Genomic DNA, 26,891 nt, shown 5'->3' on the forward strand with positions numbered 1-26,891 from the left:
TGGGGAAAAAAATGCGGATTAAAGTATTACTTGGTCTTTCAGCGGCAATGTTGCTGGCTGGCTGTAGCTCTACCACCCAGCTAACTGCGGCTGGCGAGCAGGTTAAGTTCTCAGATACTAAGCCTGGCAGCGAATGCCAGTTAGTTGGCGAAGTCAGCGGCAGCCAAAGCAACTGGTTATCCGGTCAGGGCGGTGAAAGCAGTTCTATGCGCGGAGCAGCCAACGATCTGCGTAATAAAGCGGCAGCGATGGGCGGCAACGTGATTTTTGGTGCAACCAGCCCGAGCGAGACCTTCTTGTCCAGCTTCGCTCCGTTAGACAGCAAGATGGTTGGCCAGGTTTATAAGTGCCCATAACCTTTGCTGACCAGAGTTTAAGCGAAAAGAAATAAATCATCAGGAGATGCCAAGGTATCTCCTGATTTATTTTGCAGGCTAGCTTTGCGTCAAACGTAAATCCAAAGGCGTTTTACTCGGCTCCCCGCCAATTTCCCGCGCTAGCCTTGGCACCAGATAACCAGAAACCCGACTGAGTAGCCCTTTCATTAGCAATCTTGCCTCATCATCATCCACCATAAAATGCGCAGCGCCCTGTACTTTATCCAGCACATGGATGTAATACGGCAGAATTCCTGCGTCAAACAGCGCATTACTTAACGCTGCCAGCACGTCGGCATCGTCATTTACATCCCGCAGTAATACACTTTGATTCAGTAGAGTTACGCCGGCCTGTTTGAGGCGCGTCATGCTGTCACGCAGCGGTTGGTCGATTTCATTTGGATGATTGATATGCGTCACCATCAGTACCTGCAAGCGAGAATCCACAAACCGCTGACACAGGGTAGAGGTAACGCGCGCAGGAATAACAACCGGTAGACGGGTGTGAATGCGCAGGCGTTTCAGGTGTGGAATGGCCTCTAACTGGGTGAGCAGCCAATCCAGTTCGTGATCTTTGGCCATCAGCGGATCGCCGCCGGAGAAAATAATCTCATCCAGTTCTGGGTGGAGAGCAATATAGTCCAAAGCCTGTTGCCAGTTGGCCTTGTTGCCTTGATTGTCCTGATAAGGAAAATGACGGCGGAAGCAGTAACGACAGTTAACGGCGCAGCCGCCTTTTACCAGCAGCAGTGCGCGATTACGGTATTTGTGCAGCAAGCCCGGAACAACACTGCGCTGTTCATCCAGCGGGTCGGTAGTAAAACCGGGAGCGGTGACGAACTCTTCGCGTGCGGTAAGGACTTGTAGCAATAAAGGATCTTTTGCATCGCCGCTACGCATCCGCGCAGCAAAGGCGCGGGGCACGCGCAGCGGAAACAGGCGACGGGCGTCTCTACCTTGCTGTAGCTCGGCATGATCATTTAGCGCTAAAAGACGGAGTAATTCATCAGGATCGGTAATTACATCGGCGAGTTGCTGCAACCAATCTTCTCTAATTGGCATGTTTCGGGTTACAATGTTTGCCATTTTTTGGGCTTAACACCAGTTTCAATATTCAGAGGGCCATTATGGCGACTTATTCTAGCAACGATTTCCGTCCCGGTCTTAAAATCATGTTCGAAGGCGAACCTTACGCCGTTGAATCAAGTGAGTTCGTGAAGCCAGGTAAAGGCCAGGCTTTTGCGCGCGTGAAAATGCGTCGCCTTCTGACTGGCAAACAGTTGGAAAAAACCTTTAAATCTACCGACTCTCTGGAAGGCGCAGACGTCATGGATATGAACCTGACTTACCTGTACAACGACGGTGAGTTCTGGCATTTCATGAACAACGAAACTTTCGAACAGCTGGCAGCAGATGCTAAAGCCGTAGGCGAAAACGCCAAATGGTTAATCGATCAGGCTGAATGTATCGTTACCCTGTGGAACGGTCAGCCTATCGTTGTGACTCCACCAAACTTCGTAGAGCTGGAAATCACTGATACCGATCCAGGCCTGAAAGGTGACACTGCTGGTACCGGCGGCAAGCCTGCAACCCTGAGCACCGGCGCAGTGGTTAAAGTGCCATTGTTCGTACAGGTTGGCGAAGTCATCAAAGTTGACACCCGCTCTGGCGAATATGTTTCTCGCGTCAAGTAATTGTCGTAGAAGCATTTAAGATATGTGCCATTGATTAACTGTTTTGAATGTATCAGGCAGTTAATTGATATTACGCCCCAATAATTGGCTAGTATGCCCAAATATTGGGGTGTTTTTATTTGAGCAGATTTTATTTGTACTTTAAATATTTTGTGCTGATCAAGTCACAACGATGTTATTAAGTTACCCTATGAATTATAAAAAGAAATTGATACTTTATTTTAACTATTCTGGTTAATAACTTTTATCTTACCTTAGTGGTGAATAATAATATTAAAATTAATATCAGGGTATTATCCCTATTATTAGAGGCTGAGCCTGAATCTACGTTGAATGAATTTGTTGTTTATATCGCAAGCAAAATATGCAACATAGCCAGATTCTGGCTGAGTGGGTAGATTTGTCTATTTTAGACTAACCTTAATAGGATTGTGCTATTTCTCATCCTATAAGGATTTTTACTATGCTTAAAAAAAGCCTCGCAGTTATCTTCTCTCTTTTGGTTATTTCCTTCCTAAGCGCCTGCAACACCACCCAAGGTATTGGTAAAGACGTGCAAAAAGCAGGTAGTGCTATTGAGCGCAGCGCGGAATAAACCAACGTGTGTCCTAATACGTCAAGGCCGGCGGTAACGAGCCACGTTACTGCCGGGTGTTTTATTTAGACTCCCTGATTGTTGGCTAAATCCAGATAAAGTGAAAGACGATTACTTGCCCCCAGTTTGAGGCGAATATTGCGTTTGTGCGTGTACACCGTTTTAACGTGGATATTTAGCATCTTGGCTATTTGCTTGTTAGGCAGGCCTTCCTGCCAGTAATGTAAAATGGATTCTTCCCTATGGCTAAATAACACTGGGGCAGACTGCAACGGCGGCTCTGAATAGTTCCCCATGGGGTTGCATAAGGCCGCATCAAGCAGCTTTTCCAACTGGGTTATTTCCTGTTGCTTAGTAATCACTTTCCAGGCGCCGCGATCCAATAGGTATTTACTAATACGTGGGGAAGGAGAGTTTAGATAAACCAATAATTTACTGTATGAGCAGGCGCGTAATAGCGATTCCAGAATCTTGGGGTTATGCATCTCGAGAAAGTAAGGGTAGAGATCGGCAATAACCAGTTGGGGTCGCCACAGTTTAATTTGCGCATCAGCGACCACCAGATTATTCGTTTGCGCCAAGGCTACCTGTGCCCGCGAGTTAATTAGCCACTCCACCCCAACGCGGCTAAAGCGGCATGGGTCAATCAATACGACTTTCTTCATTTCAATCCCCTACAAATCCATATGAAGGACGTTCAACCGCATCTGTCCCGAAGTTTAGAGATAGAGAATTTCCACCGTCGCAGTGGCAGAAAATGGCCCGACTTTAATTTCGCCGAGAGGGACCAGCTCAGCGCTGAGTAACACTTCGTGCTGTGTATCTAACGCGGTGAAATCTGCTAAAAAGAACGGTTTAGCCAATGGAATCTGATTATTGGTTGCCAGATCGGTTAGTTTGATACCAAAGCCACTGTCTGCGCTGGGTAGCAGATAGTCGCCATAAGCATTGGGAGTCGTGATATAGCCGTTAATTTTAATCGGTGTTTTACAGCCGCTTTTATCCAGAACCAGTGAAAAAAACTGTTTCGGTACCGCCGGTGAAAAACCGGTAGGCGTCTTCTGCACGGTGCCGAAATCGACGACACCGGGGGACGGTGTAATGGTGACATCCACGGTACAGTCGGTTGCGGTAATGAGATTTAAGTCGGTAATAACATAGGTAAAATTGGCGCGAGCGTTATTTAGCCCGTATTTGCCGTCCAGTTGGTACAGGGTATAGGTGCTATCCGGCGTTGGTGAGAACGGGTCCAGCCCACGTTTGCGGATAATCGGCTGAAAGGTGACGGCAAAGGTGACATCAGGACACTGTGCTAGCGGAATTCCCGCTTTACAGGCTGGTATCACGCTACCGGTATTAATTCCCGCACCATCGCCGCCGCCCTGCGGCCACTGGTCAATGCCGTTAAAACGCATGCCGAATTCAATTCCCCAGTTCAATGGGTTGGTGTTTCTGGGATTGACGTAGAAGTAAACGTTCTCCATTTCGCGAATATTGTTATCGCGATAACAGCGAGCGGAAATACTCCGTGTGGGGCCACGCCAAATCACGCTGTAATCGGGGAGAGTGGTGGGTACTTTGACCGTTGAGCCGATACTTTCGGTCAGAGTTAAACCGCTGCCATCGGTGCGAACGCAGGCCAGGGCCCAAACGGTGGGTGACAGAAAGGCCAAAGCCATACCTAGGCAAAGAAGAGAGGCTAAACGTCGCATTATGACCTCTGCTTATCGTTACTGGTGCATTGAGAAGCTAAGCAATCGTAGGCGGTATCCTGCTGGCCACCATAATCATTCATATGAGATATATAAATTCGGCCGTTAACAGGACGGTTGGTGGGTACAACGATGCTTTCTCCTGGCGATAACATTTTTGGTTCAAATACCAGCGGGGACTTTCCGGCTCCTATGGCGATGGCCACTAAGGTGACATGCAGCGGCGTCGTATTTTTAATGGTGAGCTGTTTACCTTGGGTGGTGATGGCCAGTTTGGCGGCATTATTTTCCCCGCGCGGAGGAATAATGGCGGTAGGCCGGTAAAATAATTTGATTTTAGAATGCAGGGCAATTTGCAATGCGTTCGGTTTATCTGTTTTCGGCGGGATTTCGCGAATATTTAAATAAAAAACTGACTCTCGATCTTTAGGGATCGTGTTATCCGGTAGGAGGGTGACGCGAACGACGTTGCGATCGCCTGGCTCCACTCGTTGTAACGGAGGTAATGCTAGAAAAGGCGAAGCGATCTTTTTCCCTTCGCTATCTTCGATCCAAGACTGCGCCACATAAGGCAAGGTGCTCTTATTGGTCAACGTGATGCTAATAGACTGCGCGCCTTCCTGATAAATGATCCGTGTGCGATCCAATACCAGAGCCGCCTGAGCAGAGCTTAGTCCAACGCAGAAAAGCAGCGTCAGTATGGTGATGAAATAGCGATGTAATGTTCTCTTCATATTCAATTCCTAAGCGTCATTTTTAACAAAAGGGTTAGCGGCAACTTATGGGTTGAGGCGTCGTAACGGTGTCAGGCAATACCTGCGGCAGGACGAGGGTGCAGCTTTTATCCGACCAGCGAACTTTAAGCTGACTCTCTGGTTTCACGCCGATCAGGTAGGTCAAGCCGTCTTCGCCGACAATGGCGTTAGCTTTACCGGTTTGGGTATTGGTGACTTCGGCCCCGAACGGCACGGAAACACCCCGGTAATCCTTTAGTAATACCAACAGCTTGCTGCCCTGATTCATTTCAAACGGCAGATAGCCGATGGCACCTTCAGTCAGTACTAGGCTGCGGATCGGCGCATGGGCTTCGGCATTCGCGGGGAGGTTATTCATATCCACTCGCGCCTCGAAATTTTCATAGGGAGGAGCGCCATCGATAATGGAATAACCGAATGAATTAGTGTGGTTTTTACCGTTATTAAAGGTCACATCTGAAACACCGTGGGTATCAACCAATAAGCGTGTATTGCCGGAACTACCAGAGGAATGTAGCGCGGAGCCGTGCAAAGTACTGACCATAGAACCGCTGAGATTAGCGCTAGCGGAATGATAGCTGTCAGATACATAACTGCCGCTTAATCCCAGCTGATAAGCATCTGATTTATGCTGATAGAAACCGCTGACCAGCGCGTTATTTTGCTGGCCGCCGGTAGTTAGCTGGTAATAATCGTCCTTACCTCGGTTTTGTCGTAGAGACACGGTTTGGTCAAAGCGACCACGGCCAGTTTGCTGGTTATAGCTCACGCGGGTCTGCCCTTCGAGAGGTATGCTGATCCCCAAATAACTCACCAGATCGTTACGATCCTGATCTTTGTTATAAGACAGGGAAATATTGAGAGAGACATTTTTGAATTGCTCAATGTCAAATAGCGTGCTGGCAGAAAGATCGAAACGTTCGCTGGATTTAGCGTTCCAGTACGCATCGTGGGTATAAGAAAGATAGGTAGAAAATCCATCGAACTGTTTAGCCGTAACGAGCGAGTAGCGTTGTTTATTATCTCGCTGTAATACCCCGTTGCTGGCATGGGTAAATTCGCTGAGGGAAATGAATTTCTTATCGGAAAAACGATAGCCAAAGAAGCGGATATCGGCATCGAGGCTGTCGAAACGTTTGGCATAGTTAAAACGATAGGAATGACCAAGATATTGTTGATCTTCCAAAGTCGCGCGAGCTTGGGTCACATCGAGCGAAACTGCGCCGAATTGATATAAATCTTTACCCAGACCAACGGCGGCAGAATGGTAATCGTTAGCCAGAATGGTGCCACCGTAGGCAGACCAGGTGCTGCTGAGGCCATAGGAGATTTCACCCATGGTAAAAAATGGGTTTTGTACGTGATTGCCGCCGTTGGTCGGTTTACCCATCGCGGTGTTATAGCGAATTTGCCCCTCTCGCGTTAGAAAGGGAACTGAAGCGGTGTTCACGGTAAATTGGCTGGTGGAACCGTCTTCTTCTTCAACGCTGACCTGTAGCTCGCCTTGTACGGCGCTGCTCAAATCCTGAATATTGAACGGACCGGGCGGCACGGTGGTTAAATAAATGGTTCTACCCTGTTGGCTGACGGTTACCTTGGCATTCGTTTTAGCGATACCGGTGATCCGCGGCGCGTAGCCGCGCAGGCTGGGTGGCAGCATACGCTCGTCGCTGGCGAGCTTGATGCCGCTGTAACTGAGCGTGTCGAAAATATCCGAGGTTAAATAGGTTTGCCCCAAAGTGAGCTGCGATTTTATTGAGGGCAACGGACGAAAGGCATGGATGTTATTAAAATCTAAAGATTGATTGCCTTCGTTATTACTGTAATTAGCAAACTGATAGTCGCCGCGAAAGCGCCATGCACCTAAATTAGCCCCAGTGGTGCCAAATGCAGAAAGGGAATTAACTCTATCCTCATGTTTATTCTGGCGTGTATTTCCGATGATGCGGTAATCCATCATCAGGCCGGCAATACCGTTATCCCATTGTTCTGGTGGAGTATAATTTTTGTCATAATATTCCAATAGGGATTGCGGCACGGTAATTTTCAACTGGCCGTTATTCTTATAATAACGTGCGGTAATACCGGGTAAATCAGCAGGCATTAAGCATGAGTGTTCAGGCAGAGATGAGATATATTCTTGTTTCAAACCAAAAGTGTTAATCAGACTGCGTGGCAAACAAGGTTGTGTTTGCGGATGTGTCGTATTTTCGACAAAGTTAATTTCTTGTTGTTTGTAGTAGTTATTATTTACAACTATATCGACGAGATAATTTCCCGGAGCCAATCGATCGGGCGCAGAGAATTGTGAAAGGTCAGCCTGACCTTGTTCACCAATTTTTAAAAATTCAGTATTAAACTCTACGCCAACAGCCTCGAAGGCAAAAAAAGGTACGCAGAGTACCCACTTATAAAAGCTATAAGTTTTCACAATTCTTGCCCTGTATGTTTAGGGGGAATATATTCCCCCTTAATATTAAAGCCGTTGAGTCTTATTAGAGATAATTAACGGTAAATTGCGCTGTAGAATCTGCGTCACCTGCGGTTACGCCAGCATCAGTGGCTTCATACATGGCCGAAAATTGCAGTCGGTTATCCCCGTTGCTCAACATAATAGGTTTAGTGGCGGTACCTAATGCCAGATATTCATTATTGCCGGCCTGTAGACGGATACCCACGTGAGTTGCTGCGCCGGTAACGCCTAACAGTTCGCTATTTTCTGAGTGGCCGGCACCGGTAAAGGTTACGGTGGCATTTTTAGACGTAGTGGTATCGCAGTCGGTCAGTACGATATCGAACTTAGCAGCAGTCGAGCGGTCACCTTTTGCCGTAAATAAATGGGAAGGAACCTGACCTAAATTAACGGTTTGATCTAAAGAATTAGAGTCAATACCGCAGGCGCCGGTGACGATTTCGCCTTCAAAACGAATGGTTCCAGGGGAACCGGCAGCAGGTGGTGCCGCATGAACAGCCGCAGAGAAAGATGCTGCAATAACAGCAGTTAATAATAACTTTTTCATTATCAAATCCTTGAGATAAAAATGATGTTGTTAAATTCCACATATTACTGGCGTGGGGAATAAGCAGGCGAAGCCCTGATTTGTTAAATCATGAATTTAATTACCTAGCTTAATTCTCGGCTTAATATACTGCAAATTTTGTTTTTTACATTATATTCGATCGATGATTGTGCTAATTTAGGATAATTATTTGTCTCTAAAGTAAATATTGAAATATAAGATCGAATTTTGCAAAAAAAATAGCTGTGAACTAGTGTTAAATAATGAATTTAATGGAATTTTCTTTGGCGTGTTTTTGTAAAATCAATAAATAAATTGTGATTAAGATAATGGAAATGAAATATAACCATGCTAGGACTATTCTTAATTAGGTGTTTAAGGTTATTCCTAGTGGTGATTATATGTACTTCAATAGCTGATTAATAATTTTAGATATTTAATTTTTGTTTTTTTATTCTTTTAATGGTTTTATTAAATTTTAACGGGTGAAGGTCATTCCTGTTATATCGTTCTATCGCATTCCTTAGCTTTTCTTCGGCGTAAGGTTATTCCTGCTAACTTATTGATGACCGTTAGGCGTCGTGCTAATTTAAACACGGTTTTATTTGCAGTCCGGGACGACCCGGCAAAACCGCTGCTATCTGGGGACGACCCCTCCCATTAGGATGATTACTATGGCTTGGGTTATTCTGGTTATTGCCGGATTATTAGAGATTATTTGGGCTGTTGGCTTAAAATATACTCAGGGTTTTACTCGTTTGGCGCCCAGTATTATTACGCTGGCGGCGATGGTTGTGAGCGTGGTGCTATTGGCTCATGCAATGAAAAGCCTGCCTGCGGGAACCGCTTATGCGGTTTGGACTGGAATTGGCGCGGTGGGTACGGCCATTTTAGGTATTGTGCTGCTCGGTGAGTCCGCTAGCGCGGCACGTTTGCTTAGCTTAGGCATGATTGTCGCTGGTATTGTCGGTTTGAAATTAGCGAGCTAAGCTAAACGTTAACGAATTGATAAATATCAGAATAGAAAAGGGTCGATCTTCGACCCTTTTTCAATCTCAGCTCTCGCTTATTCCTGCTTCACCCAGATCAGTTTTTCCACTGGGAAACCATAGCCTTTGGCAGTTAACAGTAGTTTTTCACGTACTTCGGCGCTGAGGTTTGGCGTACGGGAGAGAATCCACAGATAATCACGATTAGGCCCGCATACTAGCGCATAGCCATAGTTTTCATCTAACTCAAAAATGTTGTAGCCGCCATAAAATGGGCCGAAAAAGGAGACTTTTAGCGCCGCCCGATTGGGTTCCCCAATGAAATAACCTTTGCCTTCACTTTCCTGCCAACGCTGTTTTTGTGGGTTATAGCCGCGGTTAATCACTTTTATCCCGCCATCACTGCGTAGCGAGTAATTCGCCGTCACCTGCTCTAAACCTCGCTCAAAGGAGTGATCCAGACGGGCAATCTCATACCAGGTGCCCAGATAGCGAGGTAACTGAAAGTTATCGACAACTTTGACATCTTTTGGCGGCGTTACACTGCACGCCACGGAGAGCAGGGCAGACATAAGTACTGATATTTTCGACCACAGTGGGATAGACATAGTGAGGCATCCTGTTAGTGATAAGTTCTTATTGAAAATAACTCTCATTTATCAGTGATGCAAATCTATCAGTGATGCAAATATAGGAGGGCATGACAAGTGGAGCAAAAGGAAGACGGCCCGCGCGAGGCAGGCCGTTTTGTGCAGAATTACAGAGTGAGAACGCCAATAGCAGCAACTACGCTGAGGATGGCAGCCAGACCATAGAAAACCCATTTTCCCGCTGGCACATGAATTTTCAGATCATGCATAGCGTGATGAATACGGTGCAGGCCACACCACAGCGGCAGAATAATCATCAGCAGCAGGAAGACGCGACCGATGAAGCTCTGGCTGAAAGCCAAAACCCGCTCGTAGCTTAAAGCGTCGCCTGGATATGCGCCGAGGGGGAGCAAAATAGCAACCAGCAGAATAATCGCCGGTGCAATAATGGCTCCCCACATGCCGCCAGCACCAAAAAGACCCCAGAAAATCGGTTCATCGGAGCGCTTAGGAACTTGATTCATCTTATTTCCCTCGGGTTAGATTAAGGCGACGGCCAAAATGACCGCTGTCGCCACAATAGTCACCACCCAAAGCGTTTTAATGATCAGCTCTGGTCCCATTTTGTCGTCTTTTACCACTATATTGACGGCCTTAGGTGCCAGTTCAAACCAGGTTTTGGTATGAAGCAACGCGGCCAATAGCGTGATGATATTAATCAGTAGCACCAGCGGGTTTTGCAGGAAGCTAACAAATCCTTCCCAGCCTGCTGGGCCACCTTTCAGGGCGAAAACACCGTAAATCAGGATAATACTAAACCAGACCGCCGGAACGGAGGTGCCTTCACGCAGCATATAGAAGCGGTAAAAACCCAGCTTCTGCCACCAGTTCGGGGCCATGGTGCGGACATAAGGTTTACGTTTAGTTGTCATTGCTGTTTCCCCTCCCTTATTGTGGCTTCAGCATAGCGATCATGAAGTCTTTCGCACTCTCAACCTTGCCCTGCTGAATCGCGGCGGCCGGGTCAACGTGTTTAGGACAAACTTCAGAGCAATAGCCGACGAAGGTACAGCTCCACACACCGTTGTTACCGTTGAGCTGCGGCATACGCTGTTTCTTGCCGTGATCGCGGGTATCCAGATTGTAACGGTGTGCCAGTGTAATCGCTGCCGGGCCGATGAACTCTGGGTTTAGACCGAACTGTGGGCAAGCGGCGTAGCACAGACCACAGTTGATACAACCGGAGAACTGATGGTATTTCGCCATCTGTGCCGGAGTCTGGCGGGTTGGGCCATCTTTGGGATCTTGTTTATTGCCGATAATGTAAGGCTTGATGGCTTCCAGACTCTCGATAAAGTGAGTCATATCTACGACCAGATCGCGTTCGATCGGGAAGTTGCCTAAGGCTTCGACTTTCATGCCCTCGGTGTATTCCCGCAGGAAGGTTTTACAGGCCAGTTTGGGTACCCGGTTGACCATCATGCCGCACGAACCGCAGATCGCCATACGGCAAGACCAGCGGTAAGACAGATCTGGCGCCAGATTGTCCTTGATATAACCCAAGGCATCGAGCAATGAAGTTTGCTCATCGTAAGGCACTTCGAAAGTTTCGAAGTGAGGTTCGCTATCCTGTTCAGGGTTGTAGCGCATGATCTCCATTTTCAGGACTTTCATATCAGCCATTCGCCTGCTCCTTATCCTTTTTATCTTGTGCCGTCTTCTTATCTTGCGCGGTGGCTTCTGCGCCGTAGACACGCTTGGCCGGTGCCAATTTGGTAATTTTCACATCGCTATACTCGAGGCGCGGCGTGCCGCCCGGCGTGTGGAAGGCCAGAGTATGTTTGAGGAAGTTGACGTCATCACGTTCGGTACAACCTTCGTCCAGACGCTGGTGGGCACCGCGAGACTCTTTACGGTTAAGTGCGGAGTGCGCCATACATTCAGCCACATCCAGACCGTAACCCAGCTCGATGGTGTACAGCAGGTCGGTATTGAATACGCTGGAGTTGTCGGTGATTTTCACGCGTTTAAAGCGCTCTTTCAGCTCGGCCAGCTTATCGACGGTTTTCTGCATGAGTTCTGGCGTACGGTAGATACCACAGCCTTCCTCCATGGAAAGACCCATTTCATCGCGGATTTTAGCCCAGTTCTCCGTTCCTTCCTGTTTCATCAGGTTGGTCAGGCGGGCCTCTACGTCGCGGGTTTGCGCATCCAGCGCGCTGCCGTTCGCTGGACCACTTTCCATGGCGCGTTGTGCGGCTTGTTCACCGGCTACGCGGCCAAAGACCACCAGTTCGGCTAGTGAATTAGAACCGAGGCGGTTTGCACCATGCAGACCAACGGAAGAACATTCACCGACGGCAAATAGCCCTTTAATACGGGTTTCACACTGCTGATTGGTTTCGATGCCACCCATGGTGTAATGTGCGGTTGGGCGCACTGGGATCGGATCTTTTACCGGGTCGACACCCACATAGGCTTTTGCCAGTTCGCAGATGAACGGCAGGCGTTCCAGCAGTTTTTTCTCACCCAGATGACGTAAATCCAGATAAACCACATCGCCACGCGGTGTCGCAATGGTGCGGCCAGCGCGCCATTCGTGCCAGAAAGCCTGAGAAACTTTATCTCGCGGCCCCAACTCCATATATTTGTTTTCTGGTTTACCCAACGGAGTTTCTGGCCCCATGCCGTAGTCTTGTAGATAGCGGTAGCCATCTTTATTCACTAGAATACCGCCTTCGCCACGACAGCCTTCGGTCATCAGGATGCCTGAACCAGGCAAGCCGGTTGGGTGATACTGTACAAACTCCATATCCCGCAGTGGAACACCGTGGTGGAAAGCCATGCCCATGCCATCACCGGTGACGATACCGCCGTTGGTGTTGTAGCGATAGACACGTCCGGCACCGCCGGTCGCCATGATAACGGCATTGGCGCGAATCTGGATTTTCGTGCCTTCCATCATATTCAGCGCAACAACGCCGCGCGCCTGTCCATCATCCACTAAGATATCGAGAACAAAATGTTCATCAAATCGTTGTATTTGTGGATATTTCAGGGAGGTTTGGAACAGAGTGTGCAGCATATGGAAGCCGGTTTTATCGGCGGCAAACCAGGTGCGTTCAATCTTCATACCGCCAAAACGACGAACGTTTACAGAACCATCGGGTTTACGGCTCCACGGACATCCCCAGATTTCCAGCTGCGCCATTTCTTCCGGGCAACTGTGAACAAAGTGGTCAACGACATCCTGTTCACAGAGCCAGTCGCCGCCAGCAACCGTATCGTTGAAATGGTAGTCGAAAGAATCGTGGTCCTGAGTGACGGCGGCTGATCCCCCTTCGGCGGCCACGGTGTGGCTACGCATTGGGTAAACTTTCGAGATAAGAGCAATCTTCAGTTGGGGGTTGGCTTCCGCTGCGGCTATTGCTGCACGTAAACCAGCACCCCCGGCCCCGATAATGGCAAGGTCGGCGTTAAAGGTTTGCACTGCGCTTCTCCATTGTTCAAGTTAAATTCTTATAACCTTGGTACCTGAAGCTGCGGTGGGTTAACTGTATTTTCTCAACCAAATCACAGACCTGAATCAGTTTATCGGGATCGGTTTACCAGTTGCCTACCTGTAACTTCAATGGCCTCGGCTATATAAAAGGAATGTCTATTCTTAATATGGTTTTTAATATTATTTCCTTGCTAATCAATTGCTCGATGCAAGGGGGAACTCATTAAGAATAGCAATTTCTTACTTTTTGTATGGGAATGAGTATACCTAATCATAAGTAGTAGAAATTTGATGTGATCGATTGTTTTGTTTTATTTGAACCTCTGCGCGCGGGCTAACTGGCAGAAACGTGATCGCAGACAGGATCTGCTGTTGCTAAGGATTTTTGACGGCGGGTTATGCTGAATTTGTGGCATAAATAGGCAATCTTTGTCGCAAATTTGTTTGCCTGATAGGATGCGAGTAGACTGCATCCCCTGTTTGATTTCGGAGTTAACCACCATGAGCGAAACGGCAAGCTGGCAGCCAAGTGCACCTATCGCCAATTTGTTGAAACGCGCAGCAATAATGGCAGAAATACGACGGTTCTTTGCCGATCGTGGCGTATTAGAAGTTGAAACGCCAGCCATGAGCCAAGCGACAGTGACAGATATCCACCTGTCTCCTTTTGAAACCCGGTTTGTTGGCCCGGGTGCTGCCGATGGCATGACGCTGTACATGATGACCAGTCCGGAATATCACATGAAGCGCCTACTGGCGGCTGGCAGCGGCTCCATTTATCAATTGGGTCGTAGTTTCCGCAATGAAGAGGCCGGTCGTCACCATAATCCCGAGTTCACCATGCTCGAATGGTATCGTCCTCATTATGATATGTATCGCTTAATGAATGAGGTCGATGACCTGCTACAGCAGATTCTGGATTGTAGCAGCGCAGAAACGCTGTCTTATCAGCAGGCTTTCCTGCGCCATTTGGATGTCGATCCACTGTCAGCGGACAAAACCCAACTGCGGGAAGCGGCAGCGAAGCTGGATTTGAGCAACATCGCCGATACAGAAGACGACCGCGACACGCTGTTACAGCTGCTGTTCACCGTTGGCGTAGAACCGCATATTGGCCGTGAAAAACCGGCCTTTGTGTATCATTTCCCCGCGTCTCAAGCGTCATTAGCTGAAATCAGTACCGAAGACCATCGGGTAGCTGAGCGTTTCGAGGTGTACTTCAAAGGCATGGAGTTAGCCAACGGTTTCCGCGAGCTGACCGATGCCAATGAGCAGTTAAAACGCTTTGAACAGGATAATCGCCGCCGCGCCGTTCTGGGGTTGCCGCAAAATCCAATCGATGTGAATCTGATCGCAGCGTTACAGCACGGTATGCCAGATTGCTCCGGCGTTGCGCTGGGTGTCGATCGTTTAGTGATGCTGGCCCTAGGAGCGGAGCGATTGAGCGAGGTTATGGCTTTCCCTGTCGATCGGGCCTGATGACCTGTCGTCCTTGACGCTGCAGCGGTGTTCGCTGCGTTCACTCACCCGAATCACTGACAGGTGTCAGCTCATCGGGATGAGTTCGCTGGCTGCCTTGCTGCAACGGCAATGCCTGTGGGTAATGTCAGGGAATCTTTGACGCTGCAGCGGTGTTCGCTGCGTTTACTCACCACAACCAGAGGTGGGTGAAAGTTCTCTAAGATTGTCCGATGGTAAAAATGGCCCGATTCCGCAAAGAATCAGGCCATTTTTTTACCCAAAAACCAGGCTAATGAATCACTACAGGCTGCCCGGTGTGCGGGTATTATTGCGAGTTGGCGTGTTACCCACGCTACGGCCAGCGCGCCCCAGCGTTTCCATTCGAACCTGGAATGGTGGAAACGGCAGAACAATACCGTGCTCGCGGAAGCCTTCCAGAATCAGTTGATGTATCTCGTGGCGCATTGGCAGGCGATGAAGCATTTCGGCGGCATAGATGCGCAACTCGAAAATCTGGATGCCTTGCTGTAGATCCATCAGGAATGCTTCTGGCCCAGGGTTATCCAAGACCATGGAACAACGTCTGGCGGCGGTAAGCAGCAGTTCGGTCACTTCTTCGCTATTGGCTTCTGCCGGAGCCGGTACTGTTAAGACCACACGAGTAATCGGATCGGACAGTGACCAGTTAATGAATTGCTCGGTGATAAAGGCCTTATTCGGCACGATAATCTCTTTGCGATCCCAGTCGGAAATGGTGGTGGCACGGGTATTGATTTTGGTTACGCTACCGGTCAAATCGCGAATAGTGACGGTATCGCCAATACGAATCGGTTTTTCAAATAAAATGATCAGCCCGGATACGAAGTTGGCAAAAATTTCCTGTAAACCAAAGCCTAATCCTAAACCTAGAGCGGCGACCAGCCATTGAAATTTCGCCCATTCAATCCCCAGTAGTGAAAAGCCTAATAGACCGCCGAACAAAATTACCAGATATTTGGTAATAGTCGAAATGGCATAACCGGTGCCAGGCGTCAGATCCAAATGCTGTAATAACGCCAGTTCCAGCAGGGCAGGCAGGTTCCGCACTAACTGTGCCGTCACGATCACGACCAAAATGGCGATGATCAGCGATCCCATAGTGATCGGCTGGATAGATTCGACGCCGTTGATAGTCGAAGAAACATCCCATAGGCGAATATTTTCTAGGAAACCAAAGGCTGAATGGATCTCTGACCACAGGAAGATCACTGAAACCAGCGCGATCATAGTGAGTATGGAACGTACCAGACGCAACGATTGAGCGCTGATCACGTCCAGATCGATAACCGGCTCATCTACATCGACCGAACCCTCGGAACTGTTCGTATGCGGCGTATCTTCTTCACCTCTGGCACGCTGCGCCAAGATATCGGCCCGACGCTGTTTCGCACGGTCAAAGGCAATACGGCGGCGCTGAATCAGCATCCAGCGGCGAATAATATGGTAAATCACTAGCAGGAAGAACCAGATGGCGACCGAGGTTTCCAGACGAGCCAGCAGCGCCTGAGATGTGGTTAGATACCCCATCAGCGACGCCAGCGCGGCAATCAGTGGAGCGGAAAGCAGCAGTCCCCACAGCGCCTGATTGACCTTATTCTCTCCCGAACCTTTTTTATCAAGATACAGTGGAATACCGGCACGTTTCAGGCTGTTGGTGACCAAACTTAGCGCGATACACAGCAGTACAAAGCACAGTCGGCCTAATGTTCCAGCGAATTCGCGGTCGTTATAATTTTCAAAGGTAATCAACGCCATCATCAACGGAATAATCAGCCACACCGACATACGGTAAAAGCGCATCGCACGCGCGACCTGATCCGGTGCCCAGCGGAAATGGGTAATAAACAGGCCGTGAGGATGAGCAAAAGCGGCACTGATCATAAACACCCACAGTACCGGAACCGTGGCGGTCACCGCATTGCCAATGGCAATCGCCATCGGGTAGGACCAGGCGTTTTGCAATCCGTATCCCAGCGCCGCCCAGAGCACAGGTAGCGGCAAGGCCACCAGAATCGACCAGAAAACGGTGCGTAACGTTAATGAAAACTGATCTTGGGTAACTTTGCCGACCCGGCTGCTGGCTCGCTCCAAAAACGCATGATAATGGCGACGGGAACTGACGCTAAAGCTAACAAACAGCAGCGCGCCGATAATCGGAATCAGCGTTTCCTGACTGGTCACCATCATCACAAAGGCGCCGCTGAGCTGGGATAAGGTATCCAGCGAAAGCAGTCGTGTCAGGTCACGAGCGACATCAATCGGATAAGACAAGGAAATTGGGCTAACGTCCGCAACCCAAAACAGGTAGCGGTGGGTCGCCTCGCGGATTTCATTCAGGGCATCAACCAGTTGACTATTGGCGACTTTCAGCTTCGTCAGTTCGAGAATCTGCGTGTCATAGCCAGAAAGCAGCGAATTGAGTAGTTCTCGCTGGGTGCGCAGTTGAGCGTCCATGATGCGTTGTTGCTGAGCCGTCAGCGGCGTACCGTCGTCCTGCGTCGCTTTAGTATCTTTTTGCTGCTGCTCCAGCATCCCTTCATAGGTTAGACGCTGAACTCGTAGCTGAGCCATATCTCGATCCAACTGTTGAGATTTTGGCATTTCAGGCAAGCGGGCTACGTGCGCTCGCAGGGTTTCCCCCAGTGCAGTGGATACACCCAGCCATTGCGCCTGTTCGCGGATGGTGCTGAGAGTCTGCCGAACTCGCAGAGTGTCTGCCGCCGCCTGACGTTGTTGAGAGGAAATCAGGTCCATGCGCTGAGCCTGACTGTTCAGCGCGCGGGATAAATCTCGGTTAGTTTCTAGCTGCTGGCTGATGGAGGCAGGGAGATCCCCCCCTTGTTCTGCCAGTAATTCGGTGCGCTCCAGCGCTCTTTCCGCTTCAAGCTGGCGCTGATTATTCAGATTATTACGCAGCGTCTGCAATAAGGTGTCTGTCCGTTCATGGCTATTTTTATACACTTCGGCGCGCATGCGGGACAATTCTTGGCGGTTATTGGCAGAAAGCTGAGAAAGCTCCAGCTCATTCACTTTGGCTTTACGAGCCGTAACTTCCGCCTGTAATAGTGCAAATTGCGCCTGTGCCAGCGGAGACGTTGGTGAGTTTTGAGATTGAAGACGCGACGTAGCTTCACCTAACAGGCGGCGAGCATCTGATTGTTGTTGAGGAAGTTGTCCCAGAGAGTCGCTAATTTCCCGCAAACGATCCTGTTCTTGCTGCATCTGACGCGAAAGTTCCAGCAGTTGGCTGCTGGTTTGCAGGATTTGCTGCTCCATCTCATTGGTCGATAAATTAGTTGGCACCGGCAGCGGCTTATCGCTATCCGGCGTCAACTGTTGACGTAACTCTCTGGTTAATTTAGGGAAATCATCAATGACTTTCTGGTACTGCTGCGCCCGCTCGTCGGACTCTTTCGCATCATTAAGCCAGTTGAGAGCACCTTGCAGCGCCTGAACAATTTCCGCCTGGTTGGCGGTTCCTTTATTCGCCTCTGCCTGCTTCAGCTCTTGCCTGAGCTGAGCCTCATTAGGCTGAGTTGCCGCATAAAGCGGCAGAGAGAGAAAAATACCAAGCAGGAATGTGGTTATCAGGCGCACGTTTTGCTTCCTTAAATCAAGTTACGCCATAAAGCGTTAGGTTAGCATGGAGGAGTCGGGGGAACGGCTTCAGCCAGTAGCTCACCCATACGGGTGATGGAGCCACTGTTTAGCTGCGGAGCCAGATACACTTTGCCTGATGCAAACAGGTTAATCACCGTTGAGCCCAGTTTGAAGCGACCCATTTCCTGCCCTTTTTCCAATGTAATCGCACCTTCTTCACCGGCCTGTGGGTAGGTCCAGCGGCGGATAACCCCTTCGCGGGTTGGATTGGTTGTTCCTGCCCAAACGGTTTCAATGCTGCCGACAATGGTGGCACCGACCAGAATCTGCGCCATCGGGCCAAAAGCGGTATCAAAGATACAGATCACGCGTTCGTTACGGGCAAACAGGTTAGGGACATTGGCTGCGGTCAGCGGATTGACGGAGAATAAATCCCCAGGCACATAAATCATTTCACGCAGTACACCGTCACAAGGCATATGCACTCGATGATAATCGCGCGGCGCCAAATACGTGGTAATAAACGTGCCGTTCTTGAATTCTTCAGCCAACAGGTAGTTACCGGCCAGTAAAGCTTCCAGCGTGTAATGGTGGCCTTTTGCCTGCAAGATTTGGTCTTCGCGGATAGCACCAAGTTGACTGACGGTACCGTCAGCAGGCTGTGCTAGCACATTGTCTTCCGCCACAACAGGACGTGCATCCGGGCGTAATGGACGAACGAAAAATTCGTTGAAAGTGGCATAAGCGGTGAATTCTGGGTTCTGCGCTTCTTTCATATCCACGTTATAGAAACGGGCAAAGCCTTTAATAACCAGTTGAGTCAACCAGCCGCCTTTTTTGTCTGCACCCCAGCCAGCCAAGCGTGTAAGCCCTTGCTTGGGAAGTAAATATTGCAGTCTGATTTTGATGCTATCCAGCACGAGAACCTCTTGGATTAGGCATTAGCCATTAGATAAAAGGGGCGCATTGTAACGATCGGCGCCCGCAATGTTAGTTATTCAGAATCTGAAAGCGGTTTGCGTGGTTTGACTTGTTCCATGCTTTCCAGAATTCGATGGTAGTTATCGAAACGCTCTTCGGCAATATCACCGCGTTCCACCGCTTCGCGCAGGGCGCAGCCGGGATCGCTGGTATGGCTGCAATCTCGGAACTTGCAATGACCAATGTAGTTACGGAATTCGACAAACCCTTGCGTGATTTGTTCCGGTGCTAAATGCCACAGGCCAAATTCGCGCACTCCGGGTGAATCGATCACATCGCCGCCGTGCTGGAAATGATACAAGCGCGCAGCGGTGGTAGTGTGTTGTCCTAAACCGGAGTTATCAGAAACTGTGTTGACCAAAATTTGCGTATCACTTGGTGGTAACAGGGCATTCAGCAGGCTGGATTTACCCACGCCGGATTGGCCGGCGAAAATGCTGATACGACCAGCCAGCGCCTGTTCAAAGGCTTCCATCCCTTCGCGGGTTTGGCTAGACACTTCCAGTACCTTGTAATCGATGCGGCGATAGATATCCATCATGCCATCGACGAATTTACGGCCTTCGGCATCTAACAGATCGACTTTATTCAGTACGATCAGCGGCTCTACGTCCAGCGTTTCACAGGCCACCAGATAGCGATCAATTATATTGAGTGAGAGTTCCGGCAAAATGGCCGAGACGATCACGATTTGATCGATGTTAGCAGCGATCGGTTTCACGCCGTCGTAAATATCAGGGCGGGTTAAAACCGAAGTACGTTCATGTACCGCTTCAACGATACCTTTAACTCGAACACCTTCCTGCTGAATACCCGGTCGCCAAACGACACGGTCACCGGTTACCAAAGAGGTAATGGTGCGACGGATATTACAACGGTGTTGGGTGCCATCAGTGGCTTCAACGTCGGCATGCTGACCGAAACGGCTGATTACGATACCTTCTTGCGCATCGCCAAGCTGAGAGTCATCTAACTCAGGTTTTCTATCAGTGCGTAGCCGGCGCTGATGGTTAGCCTGCACGCGGCGTTGTTGACCTTTGGACAGTTTATTCTTGCTCACTGCGCCTCACTTGAATCTGCATTTATCGCTCGTTGCGACCAAAAGGACTATGATACACATAATTTTATCATTTAACCGTTTGTTCGGTTGATCCCCCCGATGAATAGGCAGGAAATATCATGGTAGGAAATGAAAATAATCTGATCTGGATTGATCTGGAAATGACCGGTCTCGATCCAGAACGGGATCGGATTATTGAGATCGCAACGTTGGTAACGGATGCCAATCTTAATATTCTGGCAGAAGGCCCGGTTTTGGCGGTGCATCAATCTGATGAGCAACTGGCGCTAATGGATGAGTGGAATGTGCGTACTCATACCGGTAGCGGCTTGGTTGAGCGCGTAAAAGCCAGCCCATTCAACGACCATGATGCAGAAATGCAGACCATTGCTTTCCTCGAACAATGGGTACCCGCCGGTAAATCGCCTATCTGTGGTAACAGCGTGGGTCAGGATCGCCGCTTCCTGTTCCGCTATATGCCTGCGCTGGAAGCTTACTTTCACTATCGCTATTTAGACGTCAGTACATTGAAAGAGCTGGCTCGTCGTTGGAAACCGGAAATCCTGCCGGGCTTTAAAAAGCAAAATACGCATCAGGCGCTGGACGATATTCGTGAATCTGTGGCGGAACTGGCTTATTACCGCGAACACTTTATCCAGCTTTAGTCTTTAATAGATAAAATCTGGCTTAAACACGGCAGAATCTTGTTCTCAGTACTATGATTCTGTCGTGCAAATCACGGGTTTTCAGCGCGTAGCCGATTTATTCGACACCCGTCGCTGGCAAAAAGTACATATTGCTGATTTAATCGACACTTGAACGAAAAAATGATTTTTTTGCTTTCAGGGGCTTGCAGCAAAACGGAATTCTCGTATAATGCGCACCCCGTACCGATGAAGATTTTCGCCAGTTAGCGAGATCGAATTTAGTACGTAGAGCGGGAATAGCTCAGTTGGTAGAGCACGACCTTGCCAAGGTCGGGGTCGCGAGTTCGAGTCTCGTTTCCCGCTCCAAATTTTTAAAGTAGTGGCAGAAGCTAACGATGTCGGCGAACCATTCGCTAATATCTGTGATGCGGGAATAGCTCAGTTGGTAGAGCACGACCTTGCCAAGGTCGGGGTCGCGAGTTCGAGTCTCGTTTCCCGCTCCAATCTTCAGCCATGAATACCAAATGCCGTCAAGCAGACAGCAAGGTGCATCAGCATCTCAATGCGGGAATAGCTCAGTTGGTAGAGCACGACCTTGCCAAGGTCGGGGTCGCGAGTTCGAGTCTCGTTTCCCGCTCCAATTTTATCTTCATCTCCAAAATAATTATCCACAGACAGTTCGCGCTTTTTGCCGTGCCTTTCACAGAATGTATTAACTTCTTCAACAGACTTATCCACAGATTCTGTATTTTTTATATACTGATGCTAATTAAACCAATGACTATTGCCTAATTTTAACTATTTGTTTTAATTGTTTATTTATTTATGGGAAAACGTTATGGCGATCTCTTGCGCTTTTTTTCCCACTTGATTGGCAAGGCATTTTTATTTTTATGCACAGGGCGCTTGACGGGTTTATTACGGAAAAGCCCACGGGTGAAAAGTTATCATGCGTCCCGCGGCAGCCCTTTCTCAATGGCCCGAATCAGCCTTTTTTTCTGCGATAACTGCACTTCTACACTTTGTTCTGCGCGCCGCGCCAACTGCCTATCGATAGCCCAGGCGATATGCTCATCTAGCATAGGGTCGATTCCTTTACGACTTTCCAGCGCTAGCACAATTTCATCCTGATAGGCGGCATTTCCCAAAGCCACCGAGATATTACGTAACCAGCGCAGATGGCCAATACGGCGGATCGCGGAACCTTCGGTAACTCGTAGAAACTTTTCTTCATTCCAAGCGAACAGATCCAGCAGCTTTGGCGTATGTAATATCGCACGCGGGCTGAAATCTTCTTCATCTGTTAATTGAGAGAAGCGATTCCACGGGCAAATCAGTTGGCAATCATCACAGCCATAAATACGATTTCCCATCAACGGCCTAAATTCTTCGGGAATAGCGCCTTCCAACTCAATGGTGAGATAGGAAATACAGCGGCGAGCATCCACGGTGTAAGGTGCGACAATGGCTCCGGTTGGACAGGTTGTCATGCAGGCCACGCAGCGGCCACACTGTTCCTCTTGCGGTTGATCGATTGGCAACGGCAAATCAATCAGTAATTCCCCAAGGAAGAACCAGGAGCCAGACTCGCGATTAAGAATAAGTGAGTGCTTGCCAACCCAGCCAATGCCAGCTTTGGCGGCGAGTGAACGTTCCATTATCGGCGCTGAGTCGACAAACGGACGAAAGTTGACGCCGTTTTCACTCGATTGCTGCGCGCAATATTCCTGAATTTGATCGCCCAATTTCTTTAACCGTTGCCGCAATAGCTTGTGATAGTCGCGTCCCAAGGCATAGCGGCTGACATAACCCAATTCTGGGTTGCTCAAAGTGCTGGCAAAGGCGGCTTTGGCTGGCAGGTAGTTCATGCGCACGCTGATAACCCGCAGCGTACCGGGCAGCAGTTCATGAGGTCGCGCCCGCAACATACCGTGGCGCTCCATCCACGCCATTTCACCGTGGTATTGCTTGTCTAACCACGCCTGCAATCGAGGTTCTTCCACAGAAAGATCGGTATCGCAGATTCCAACCTGCTGGAAACCTAGCGATTGCCCCCATTGCTTGATATGTTGGGCTAATTGATTCAGATCGAGGGGGTGTGCCATGACGGACCATAGTAAGAAACAAAACGGCCTAAGTTTACCACACTCTGTTTTTTCTGCGGACTGGGTCAGACAACATGAAAGCGTTGCTGCTGCCGCTTTGTCACTTTCTCTGTTTGAACTGATGGTTAGAGCGGGTGAAGCCGCTTTTGCTCTGGGTCGCCAATATTATCCGAAGAGTCGACACTGGTTGATTCTGTGCGGTCATGGCAATAACGGCGGTGATGGATATATCCTGGCGGCACGCGCTCAAGCGGCGGGTTTGAAAGTGACATTAATTGCCTGTGAGGGCAATCGTCCATTGCCTGCTGAAGCTGCTCTGGCGCGTGAGCAGTGGTTATCGGCGGGGGGCAATATTTTTCCTCAGGATTATGTTTGGCCGCAGAATATTGATTTAATTATCGATGGGTTGCTGGGCACCGGTTTACGTGCCGCGCCACGGGGTGGCTACGCTACTTTGATTGAAATGGCAAATAGATATCGGGCACCCAAAATTGCGCTGGATATTCCTTCTGGTTTAGGGGCGGAAACCGGCGCGGCTCCTGGTGCAGTGATGCGAGCCGAGCACACTCTGACGTTTGTAGCGCTAAAGCCAGGGTTATTGACTGGGCAGGCGCGGGATTGGGTTGGCCAGTTGCATTGCGACGATCTGGGTTTGTCTCCCTGGCTTGATCAGCAAATACCACACATTGAGAGAATTACCACTGATAATCTCAGCAAATGGTTGAAACCGAGGCGACCTTGTTCTCACAAAGGTGAGCAAGGTCGTCTATTGTTGGTAGGGGGCGATAGAGGTTTGGGGGGCGCAATACGGATGGCGGGAGAATCCGCACTTCGCAGCGGTGCTGGATTGGTGCGAGTGCTTACTAACAGCGTTCATGTTGCTCCTCTGCTCACCGCTCGCCCTGAACTGATGGTACAGGCACTCAGCGATAATTTATTGATTGAGGCTATCGATTGGGCAGACGCTTTGGTCATTGGACCGGGGCTGGGGCAAGGAGAATGGGGAAGGAATGCTCTGAAATTACTGCAACAGAGTGATAAACCTGCGTTATGGGACGCAGATGCGCTCAACTTGCTGGCATTAAATCCGCAGAGGCGTCAGAATCGAGTGTTGACCCCTCATCCCGGTGAAGCGGCTCGTTTGCTCGGTTGTACCGTCGCTGAAATTGAGAGTGATCGCTTACTTTCAGTTCGCCGACTGGTAGAGATATACGGCGGCATAGTGGTACTAAAAGGTGCCGGTACGCTGATAGCCAGTGAGCAGGGCGAGATGGCGATAGCCGATGTGGGGAATGCGGGCATGGCGACCGGCGGTATGGGCGATATTTTGTCCGGTATCATCGGCGGTTTGATAGCGCAAAAGCTGGTGCTGTATGATGCGGCTTGCGCAGGTTGTGTGGTCCACGGCGCGGCAGCAGATCAACTGGCTGAACAACAAGGCACCCGGGGTTTACTGGCGACAGATTTATTGCCGGTGATTCCGAACTACGTTAATCCTGAGTTAGCAAAATAGATATCAAGAATGAAAGAACTCGTTTTACCTTTGCCTGATGAGGCAGCGACCGTTGCATTGGGGGCTCGTTTGGCGCAAGCCTTCGAAGGTGCCAGCGTTATTTATCTGTTCGGCGACTTAGGTGCCGGAAAAACCACATTCAGCCGCGGCTTCTTGCAAGCCTTGGGACATCAAGGCCACGTAAAAAGCCCTACCTATACCTTGGTGGAGCCTTACGCGTTGACGCCTCGGCCGGTTTATCATTTCGATCTTTACCGATTGGCGGATCCGGAAGAACTTGAATTTATGGGGATTCGCGACTATTTCGATCAACAGGCTATTTGCCTAGTGGAATGGCCACAGCAGGGAGAGGGCTTCTTGCCTAAGCCTGATATCGAATTACATTTGGACTATCAGCCGCAGGGGCGTGAAGCCCGGCTGGTAGCGCTGTCTGATTCTGGTGCAAATGTTCTGCACCGCTTAGCCTCTGCGCAAGGATAAACTGTCGATGATGCTTAGCTGGAGAGGCTGTTTAGCCACCGCATTGTTGGTTGTTTCTAGCGTATTGGCCGCTCCGGCGGCATGGGCGATGAAGTTAACCGATATCAAAGTTACCAACGGTTCCGGCGAAAGTCAGATAACCCTGAGCTTCGACGGCAAGCCGATTTATGCTTTCTTCCCGCTAAGCGGGCCGGAGCGCGTTGTGCTGGATATTCGTCAGAGCGGTAATCTTTCCGGTTTACCGCTAGAGTTCAGTGGGCAGAATCTGCTGAAAAGAATTCGCTCCAGCCAGCCGAAAGACCCGCAAAGCACCCGATTGGTATTTGAGCTGACGCAAAAAGCCAAAACACGCGCAGTGACGCAGCAAGTGGGCAATCAATATAACGTGGTATTCACTCTGACAGCCGCTGGTACGCCGGCGCGTCAAACTCAAACGGTGACCACGGCGACGCCAACGCGACAGGCACCCAAGGTCACCGGCAGTAATCCGTTCAATAATAAGCCAACGGTAGTGACCAGCAGCCCGACCATCACCACCTCAACCACGCGTCCGGTTAAAACCAGCGCGCCAGCCAGTAGCGATCGCGTGGTGGTGGCTATTGATGCCGGTCACGGCGGCCAGGACCCTGGCGCTATTGGGCAAAATGGTCTGAAAGAGAAAAACGTTACCATCTCCATTGCCCGTAAACTGGAGGCATTGCTCAATAATGACCCGATGTTTAAGCCGGTGTTGACGCGCAACGGCGACTATTTTATTTCGGTCATGGGGCGTTCAGACGTGGCGCGTAAGCAGGCTGCCAACGTGCTGGTTTCCATTCATGCCGATGCGGCACCGAATCGCAGCGCCAACGGTGCTTCGGTCTGGGTACTGTCTAACCGTCGCGCAAACAGTGAAATGGGTAACTGGCTGGAGCAGCATGAGAAACAATCTGAGTTGCTGGGGGGCGCGGGTGACGTACTCGCTAATACTTCCGCCGATCCTTATCTCAGTCAGGCGGTGTTAGATTTACAATTTGGTCACTCCCAGCGGGTGGGTTACGACGTAGCGGTAAAAGTGCTACATGAGCTTCAAGCCATTGGTTCTATTCATAAACGTAGGCCGGAACACGCCAGTCTCGGGGTGTTGCGTTCACCGGATATTCCCTCTTTATTAGTGGAAACCGGCTTTATCAGTAATGGTACGGAGGAGCGGCTGCTCGGCAGCAGTGCGTATCAGGATAAAATTGCCCGAGCGATTTACAAAGGCTTGCGCAGTTATTTCCTGTCGCATCCGCTACAAGCCGACCCAAAGGTCGAAAACCGTCCGCTGGGCGCAACAGCGGCGGTTGAAAGGTCAGCGCGTCAAAGTGGTGTTAATCAGCCTGGTCCTGTAGTCAGCGCGGCCAGCAGTGGGGGGAAAGCCCCCACCAGCGGTAAATCGTTGATTCACGTGGTGAAACGGGGTGAAACTCTATCCGGCATTGCCAGCCAGTACGGTGTCAGTATGGTGGCGATGCGGCAGAATAATACGCTAAAGAAAGACGTGGTGTGGGTTGGACAGCGCCTGCGAATTCCCGCCTCCAGCGGCGCGGTAGCTAGCGTTGCTAAGGCGCCTAGGGTGAAGAAAACCAGCCCAGCTAAACCGATCAAGCATCAGGTTAAACGCGGGGATACTTTATCCGCTATTGCGGCGAAATATGGTGTATCCCAGAGTGAGATTCAACGAGTGAATAAGTTGAAGTCTGGTTCGGTTCAACTTGGCCAAACGCTCACGATTCCACAGTCTTAACCC

Annotated in this window: 24 protein-coding genes and 3 tRNA genes; 12 read left to right on the forward strand and 15 right to left on the reverse strand. The window is 49.7% G+C overall.

The genetic code is table 11. The features are described from left to right. The first annotated feature begins 11 nt into the window (after positions 1-11). A complete protein-coding gene (locus tag AD970_RS11980; RefSeq protein WP_049599206.1) occupies positions 12-356 on the forward strand; it encodes a DUF4156 domain-containing protein in 345 nt (114 codons plus the stop codon). Between the two features lie 78 nt (positions 357-434). On the opposite strand, the gene epmB is transcribed toward AD970_RS11980, so the two are convergent. Further along, complete coding sequence (gene epmB, locus AD970_RS11985) at positions 435-1,463, reverse strand: EF-P beta-lysylation protein EpmB (protein WP_049599209.1); 1,029 nt, start codon at positions 1,461-1,463, stop codon at positions 435-437. A gap of 41 nt (positions 1,464-1,504) precedes the next feature. Here epmB and efp point away from each other — a divergent pair, with 41 nt between their 5' ends. Next, a complete protein-coding gene (gene efp / locus AD970_RS11990; RefSeq protein WP_049599212.1) occupies positions 1,505-2,071 on the forward strand; it encodes an elongation factor P in 567 nt (188 codons plus the stop codon). A 463-nt stretch (positions 2,072-2,534) separates the two neighbouring features. After that, entirely contained in the window at positions 2,535-2,666 is a 132-nt protein-coding gene (locus AD970_RS11995) for an entericidin A/B family lipoprotein (RefSeq protein ID WP_049599214.1), read from the forward strand. Positions 2,667-2,731: 65 nt separating this feature from the next. Here the strand turns inward: AD970_RS11995 and AD970_RS12000 are convergent, their stop codons facing one another. The 5 genes from AD970_RS12000 to AD970_RS12020 all read right to left on the reverse strand — a co-directional run bounded on the left by AD970_RS12000 (position 2,732) and on the right by AD970_RS12020 (position 8,153). Next, positions 2,732-3,331, reverse strand: a complete 600-nt coding sequence (locus AD970_RS12000) for a helix-turn-helix transcriptional regulator (RefSeq protein ID WP_049599217.1) — start codon at positions 3,329-3,331, stop codon at positions 2,732-2,734. A 54-nt stretch (positions 3,332-3,385) separates the two neighbouring features. Continuing rightward, positions 3,386-4,378, reverse strand: a complete 993-nt coding sequence (locus AD970_RS12005) for a fimbrial protein (RefSeq protein ID WP_049599220.1) — start codon at positions 4,376-4,378, stop codon at positions 3,386-3,388. Continuing rightward, on the reverse strand, positions 4,378-5,112 hold the full coding sequence (locus tag AD970_RS12010; RefSeq protein ID WP_049599223.1) for a fimbrial biogenesis chaperone: 735 nt from the start codon (positions 5,110-5,112) through the stop codon (positions 4,378-4,380). Before AD970_RS12010 ends, AD970_RS12005 begins: the two co-directional genes overlap by 1 nt. A gap of 34 nt (positions 5,113-5,146) precedes the next feature. Next, positions 5,147-7,564, reverse strand: a complete 2,418-nt coding sequence (locus tag AD970_RS12015; protein ID WP_049599224.1) for a fimbria/pilus outer membrane usher protein — start codon at positions 7,562-7,564, stop codon at positions 5,147-5,149. 64 nt (positions 7,565-7,628) lie between these two features. Next, positions 7,629-8,153: a fimbrial protein gene (locus AD970_RS12020; protein ID WP_049599227.1), complete on the reverse strand. Its 525-nt coding sequence runs from the start codon at positions 8,151-8,153 to the stop codon at positions 7,629-7,631. 674 nt (positions 8,154-8,827) lie between these two features. Between AD970_RS12020 and sugE the strand changes: the two genes are divergently transcribed. Then, a complete protein-coding gene (gene sugE, locus AD970_RS12025) occupies positions 8,828-9,142 on the forward strand; it encodes a quaternary ammonium compound efflux SMR transporter SugE (RefSeq protein ID WP_049599231.1) in 315 nt (104 codons plus the stop codon). A gap of 77 nt (positions 9,143-9,219) precedes the next feature. On the opposite strand, the gene blc is transcribed toward sugE, so the two are convergent. From blc to frdA, 5 genes are all read right to left on the reverse strand, one after another. Next, positions 9,220-9,744 (reverse strand): outer membrane lipoprotein Blc, encoded by a 525-nt coding sequence (gene blc / locus AD970_RS12030; protein ID WP_049599567.1) that lies wholly within the window; start codon positions 9,742-9,744, stop codon positions 9,220-9,222. Between the two features lie 155 nt (positions 9,745-9,899). Next, positions 9,900-10,256, reverse strand: coding sequence for a fumarate reductase subunit FrdD (gene frdD / locus AD970_RS12035; RefSeq protein WP_049599234.1), 357 nt, complete (start codon positions 10,254-10,256; stop codon positions 9,900-9,902). Between the two features lie 15 nt (positions 10,257-10,271). After that, positions 10,272-10,664 carry a fumarate reductase subunit FrdC gene (frdC, locus tag AD970_RS12040; protein ID WP_049599237.1) on the reverse strand — a complete coding sequence of 131 codons (393 nt, stop codon included), beginning with the start codon at positions 10,662-10,664 and terminating at the stop codon, positions 10,272-10,274. 16 nt (positions 10,665-10,680) lie between these two features. Next, positions 10,681-11,415, reverse strand: coding sequence for a succinate dehydrogenase/fumarate reductase iron-sulfur subunit (locus AD970_RS12045; RefSeq protein WP_049599240.1), 735 nt, complete (start codon positions 11,413-11,415; stop codon positions 10,681-10,683). After that, entirely contained in the window at positions 11,408-13,222 is a 1,815-nt protein-coding gene (gene frdA / locus AD970_RS12050; RefSeq protein ID WP_049599243.1) for a fumarate reductase (quinol) flavoprotein subunit, read from the reverse strand. Before frdA ends, AD970_RS12045 begins: the two co-directional genes overlap by 8 nt. Before the next feature lie 513 nt (positions 13,223-13,735). Here frdA and epmA point away from each other — a divergent pair. After that, positions 13,736-14,713 carry an elongation factor P--(R)-beta-lysine ligase gene (gene epmA, locus AD970_RS12055; protein WP_049599246.1) on the forward strand — a complete coding sequence of 326 codons (978 nt, stop codon included), beginning with the start codon at positions 13,736-13,738 and terminating at the stop codon, positions 14,711-14,713. Positions 14,714-14,995: 282 nt separating this feature from the next. Here epmA and mscM read toward each other — a convergent pair whose 3' ends face one another. From mscM to rsgA, 3 genes are all read right to left on the reverse strand, one after another. Beyond that, positions 14,996-18,331 carry a miniconductance mechanosensitive channel MscM gene (gene mscM / locus AD970_RS12060; protein WP_049599248.1) on the reverse strand — a complete coding sequence of 1,112 codons (3,336 nt, stop codon included), beginning with the start codon at positions 18,329-18,331 and terminating at the stop codon, positions 14,996-14,998. 41 nt (positions 18,332-18,372) lie between these two features. Continuing rightward, complete coding sequence (asd, locus tag AD970_RS12065; RefSeq protein WP_049599251.1) at positions 18,373-19,254, reverse strand: archaetidylserine decarboxylase; 882 nt, start codon at positions 19,252-19,254, stop codon at positions 18,373-18,375. Positions 19,255-19,328: 74 nt separating this feature from the next. Then, a complete protein-coding gene (rsgA, locus tag AD970_RS12070) occupies positions 19,329-20,375 on the reverse strand; it encodes a small ribosomal subunit biogenesis GTPase RsgA (protein WP_049599253.1) in 1,047 nt (348 codons plus the stop codon). A 119-nt stretch (positions 20,376-20,494) separates the two neighbouring features. On the opposite strand from rsgA, the gene orn reads away from it, so the two are divergent. The 4 genes from orn to AD970_RS12090 all read left to right on the forward strand — a co-directional run bounded on the left by orn (position 20,495) and on the right by AD970_RS12090 (position 21,662). Beyond that, positions 20,495-21,040, forward strand: coding sequence for an oligoribonuclease (orn, locus tag AD970_RS12075; protein WP_049599255.1), 546 nt, complete (start codon positions 20,495-20,497; stop codon positions 21,038-21,040). Positions 21,041-21,312: 272 nt separating this feature from the next. Continuing rightward, positions 21,313-21,388, forward strand: a tRNA-Gly gene (locus AD970_RS12080). Between the two features lie 61 nt (positions 21,389-21,449). Beyond that, positions 21,450-21,525: transfer RNA gene (locus tag AD970_RS12085), tRNA-Gly, on the forward strand. Positions 21,526-21,586: 61 nt separating this feature from the next. After that, positions 21,587-21,662 (forward strand) — tRNA-Gly (locus AD970_RS12090). A gap of 307 nt (positions 21,663-21,969) precedes the next feature. Here AD970_RS12090 and queG read toward each other — a convergent pair. Beyond that, positions 21,970-23,127: a tRNA epoxyqueuosine(34) reductase QueG gene (queG, locus tag AD970_RS12095; RefSeq protein ID WP_049599257.1), complete on the reverse strand. Its 1,158-nt coding sequence runs from the start codon at positions 23,125-23,127 to the stop codon at positions 21,970-21,972. Here queG and nnr point away from each other — a divergent pair. From nnr to amiB, 3 genes are read left to right on the forward strand one after another with little or no spacing between them, the layout of a single operon-like run. Further along, entirely contained in the window at positions 23,126-24,640 is a 1,515-nt protein-coding gene (nnr, locus tag AD970_RS12100) for a bifunctional ADP-dependent NAD(P)H-hydrate dehydratase/NAD(P)H-hydrate epimerase (protein WP_049599260.1), read from the forward strand. The genes queG and nnr overlap by 2 nt on opposite strands. A gap of 9 nt (positions 24,641-24,649) precedes the next feature. Next, complete coding sequence (tsaE, locus tag AD970_RS12105) at positions 24,650-25,120, forward strand: tRNA (adenosine(37)-N6)-threonylcarbamoyltransferase complex ATPase subunit type 1 TsaE (protein WP_049599261.1); 471 nt, start codon at positions 24,650-24,652, stop codon at positions 25,118-25,120. Between the two features lie 7 nt (positions 25,121-25,127). Further along, positions 25,128-26,888, forward strand: a complete 1,761-nt coding sequence (amiB, locus tag AD970_RS12110; protein ID WP_049599264.1) for an N-acetylmuramoyl-L-alanine amidase AmiB — start codon at positions 25,128-25,130, stop codon at positions 26,886-26,888. Positions 26,889-26,891: the final 3 nt, after the last annotated feature.

This window comes from Yersinia nurmii (genome assembly GCF_001112925.1).
Classification (GTDB): Bacteria; Pseudomonadota; Gammaproteobacteria; order Enterobacterales; family Enterobacteriaceae; genus Yersinia; species Yersinia nurmii.

Excerpts from the sequence above, each read along its gene's own strand:
- AD970_RS11980 (WP_049599206.1), top strand. The coding sequence starts at position 12 with ATGCGGATTAAAGTATTACTTGGTCTTTCAGCGGCAATGTTGCTGGCT.
- epmB (WP_049599209.1), bottom strand. The coding sequence starts at position 1,463 with ATGGCAAACATTGTAACCCGAAACATGCCAATTAGAGAAGATTGGTTG.
- efp (WP_049599212.1), top strand. The coding sequence starts at position 1,505 with ATGGCGACTTATTCTAGCAACGATTTCCGTCCCGGTCTTAAAATCATG.
- AD970_RS11995 (WP_049599214.1), top strand. The coding sequence starts at position 2,535 with ATGCTTAAAAAAAGCCTCGCAGTTATCTTCTCTCTTTTGGTTATTTCC.
- AD970_RS12000 (WP_049599217.1), bottom strand. The coding sequence starts at position 3,331 with ATGAAGAAAGTCGTATTGATTGACCCATGCCGCTTTAGCCGCGTTGGG.
- AD970_RS12005 (WP_049599220.1), bottom strand. The coding sequence starts at position 4,378 with ATGCGACGTTTAGCCTCTCTTCTTTGCCTAGGTATGGCTTTGGCCTTT.
- AD970_RS12010 (WP_049599223.1), bottom strand. The coding sequence starts at position 5,112 with ATGAAGAGAACATTACATCGCTATTTCATCACCATACTGACGCTGCTT.
- AD970_RS12020 (WP_049599227.1), bottom strand. The coding sequence starts at position 8,153 with ATGAAAAAGTTATTATTAACTGCTGTTATTGCAGCATCTTTCTCTGCG.
- sugE (WP_049599231.1), top strand. The coding sequence starts at position 8,828 with ATGGCTTGGGTTATTCTGGTTATTGCCGGATTATTAGAGATTATTTGG.
- frdD (WP_049599234.1), bottom strand. The coding sequence starts at position 10,256 with ATGAATCAAGTTCCTAAGCGCTCCGATGAACCGATTTTCTGGGGTCTT.
- frdC (WP_049599237.1), bottom strand. The coding sequence starts at position 10,664 with ATGACAACTAAACGTAAACCTTATGTCCGCACCATGGCCCCGAACTGG.
- AD970_RS12045 (WP_049599240.1), bottom strand. The coding sequence starts at position 11,415 with ATGGCTGATATGAAAGTCCTGAAAATGGAGATCATGCGCTACAACCCT.
- epmA (WP_049599246.1), top strand. The coding sequence starts at position 13,736 with ATGAGCGAAACGGCAAGCTGGCAGCCAAGTGCACCTATCGCCAATTTG.
- orn (WP_049599255.1), top strand. The coding sequence starts at position 20,495 with ATGGTAGGAAATGAAAATAATCTGATCTGGATTGATCTGGAAATGACC.
- nnr (WP_049599260.1), top strand. The coding sequence starts at position 23,126 with ATGACGGACCATAGTAAGAAACAAAACGGCCTAAGTTTACCACACTCT.
- queG (WP_049599257.1), bottom strand. The coding sequence starts at position 23,127 with ATGGCACACCCCCTCGATCTGAATCAATTAGCCCAACATATCAAGCAA.
- tsaE (WP_049599261.1), top strand. The coding sequence starts at position 24,650 with ATGAAAGAACTCGTTTTACCTTTGCCTGATGAGGCAGCGACCGTTGCA.
- amiB (WP_049599264.1), top strand. The coding sequence starts at position 25,128 with ATGATGCTTAGCTGGAGAGGCTGTTTAGCCACCGCATTGTTGGTTGTT.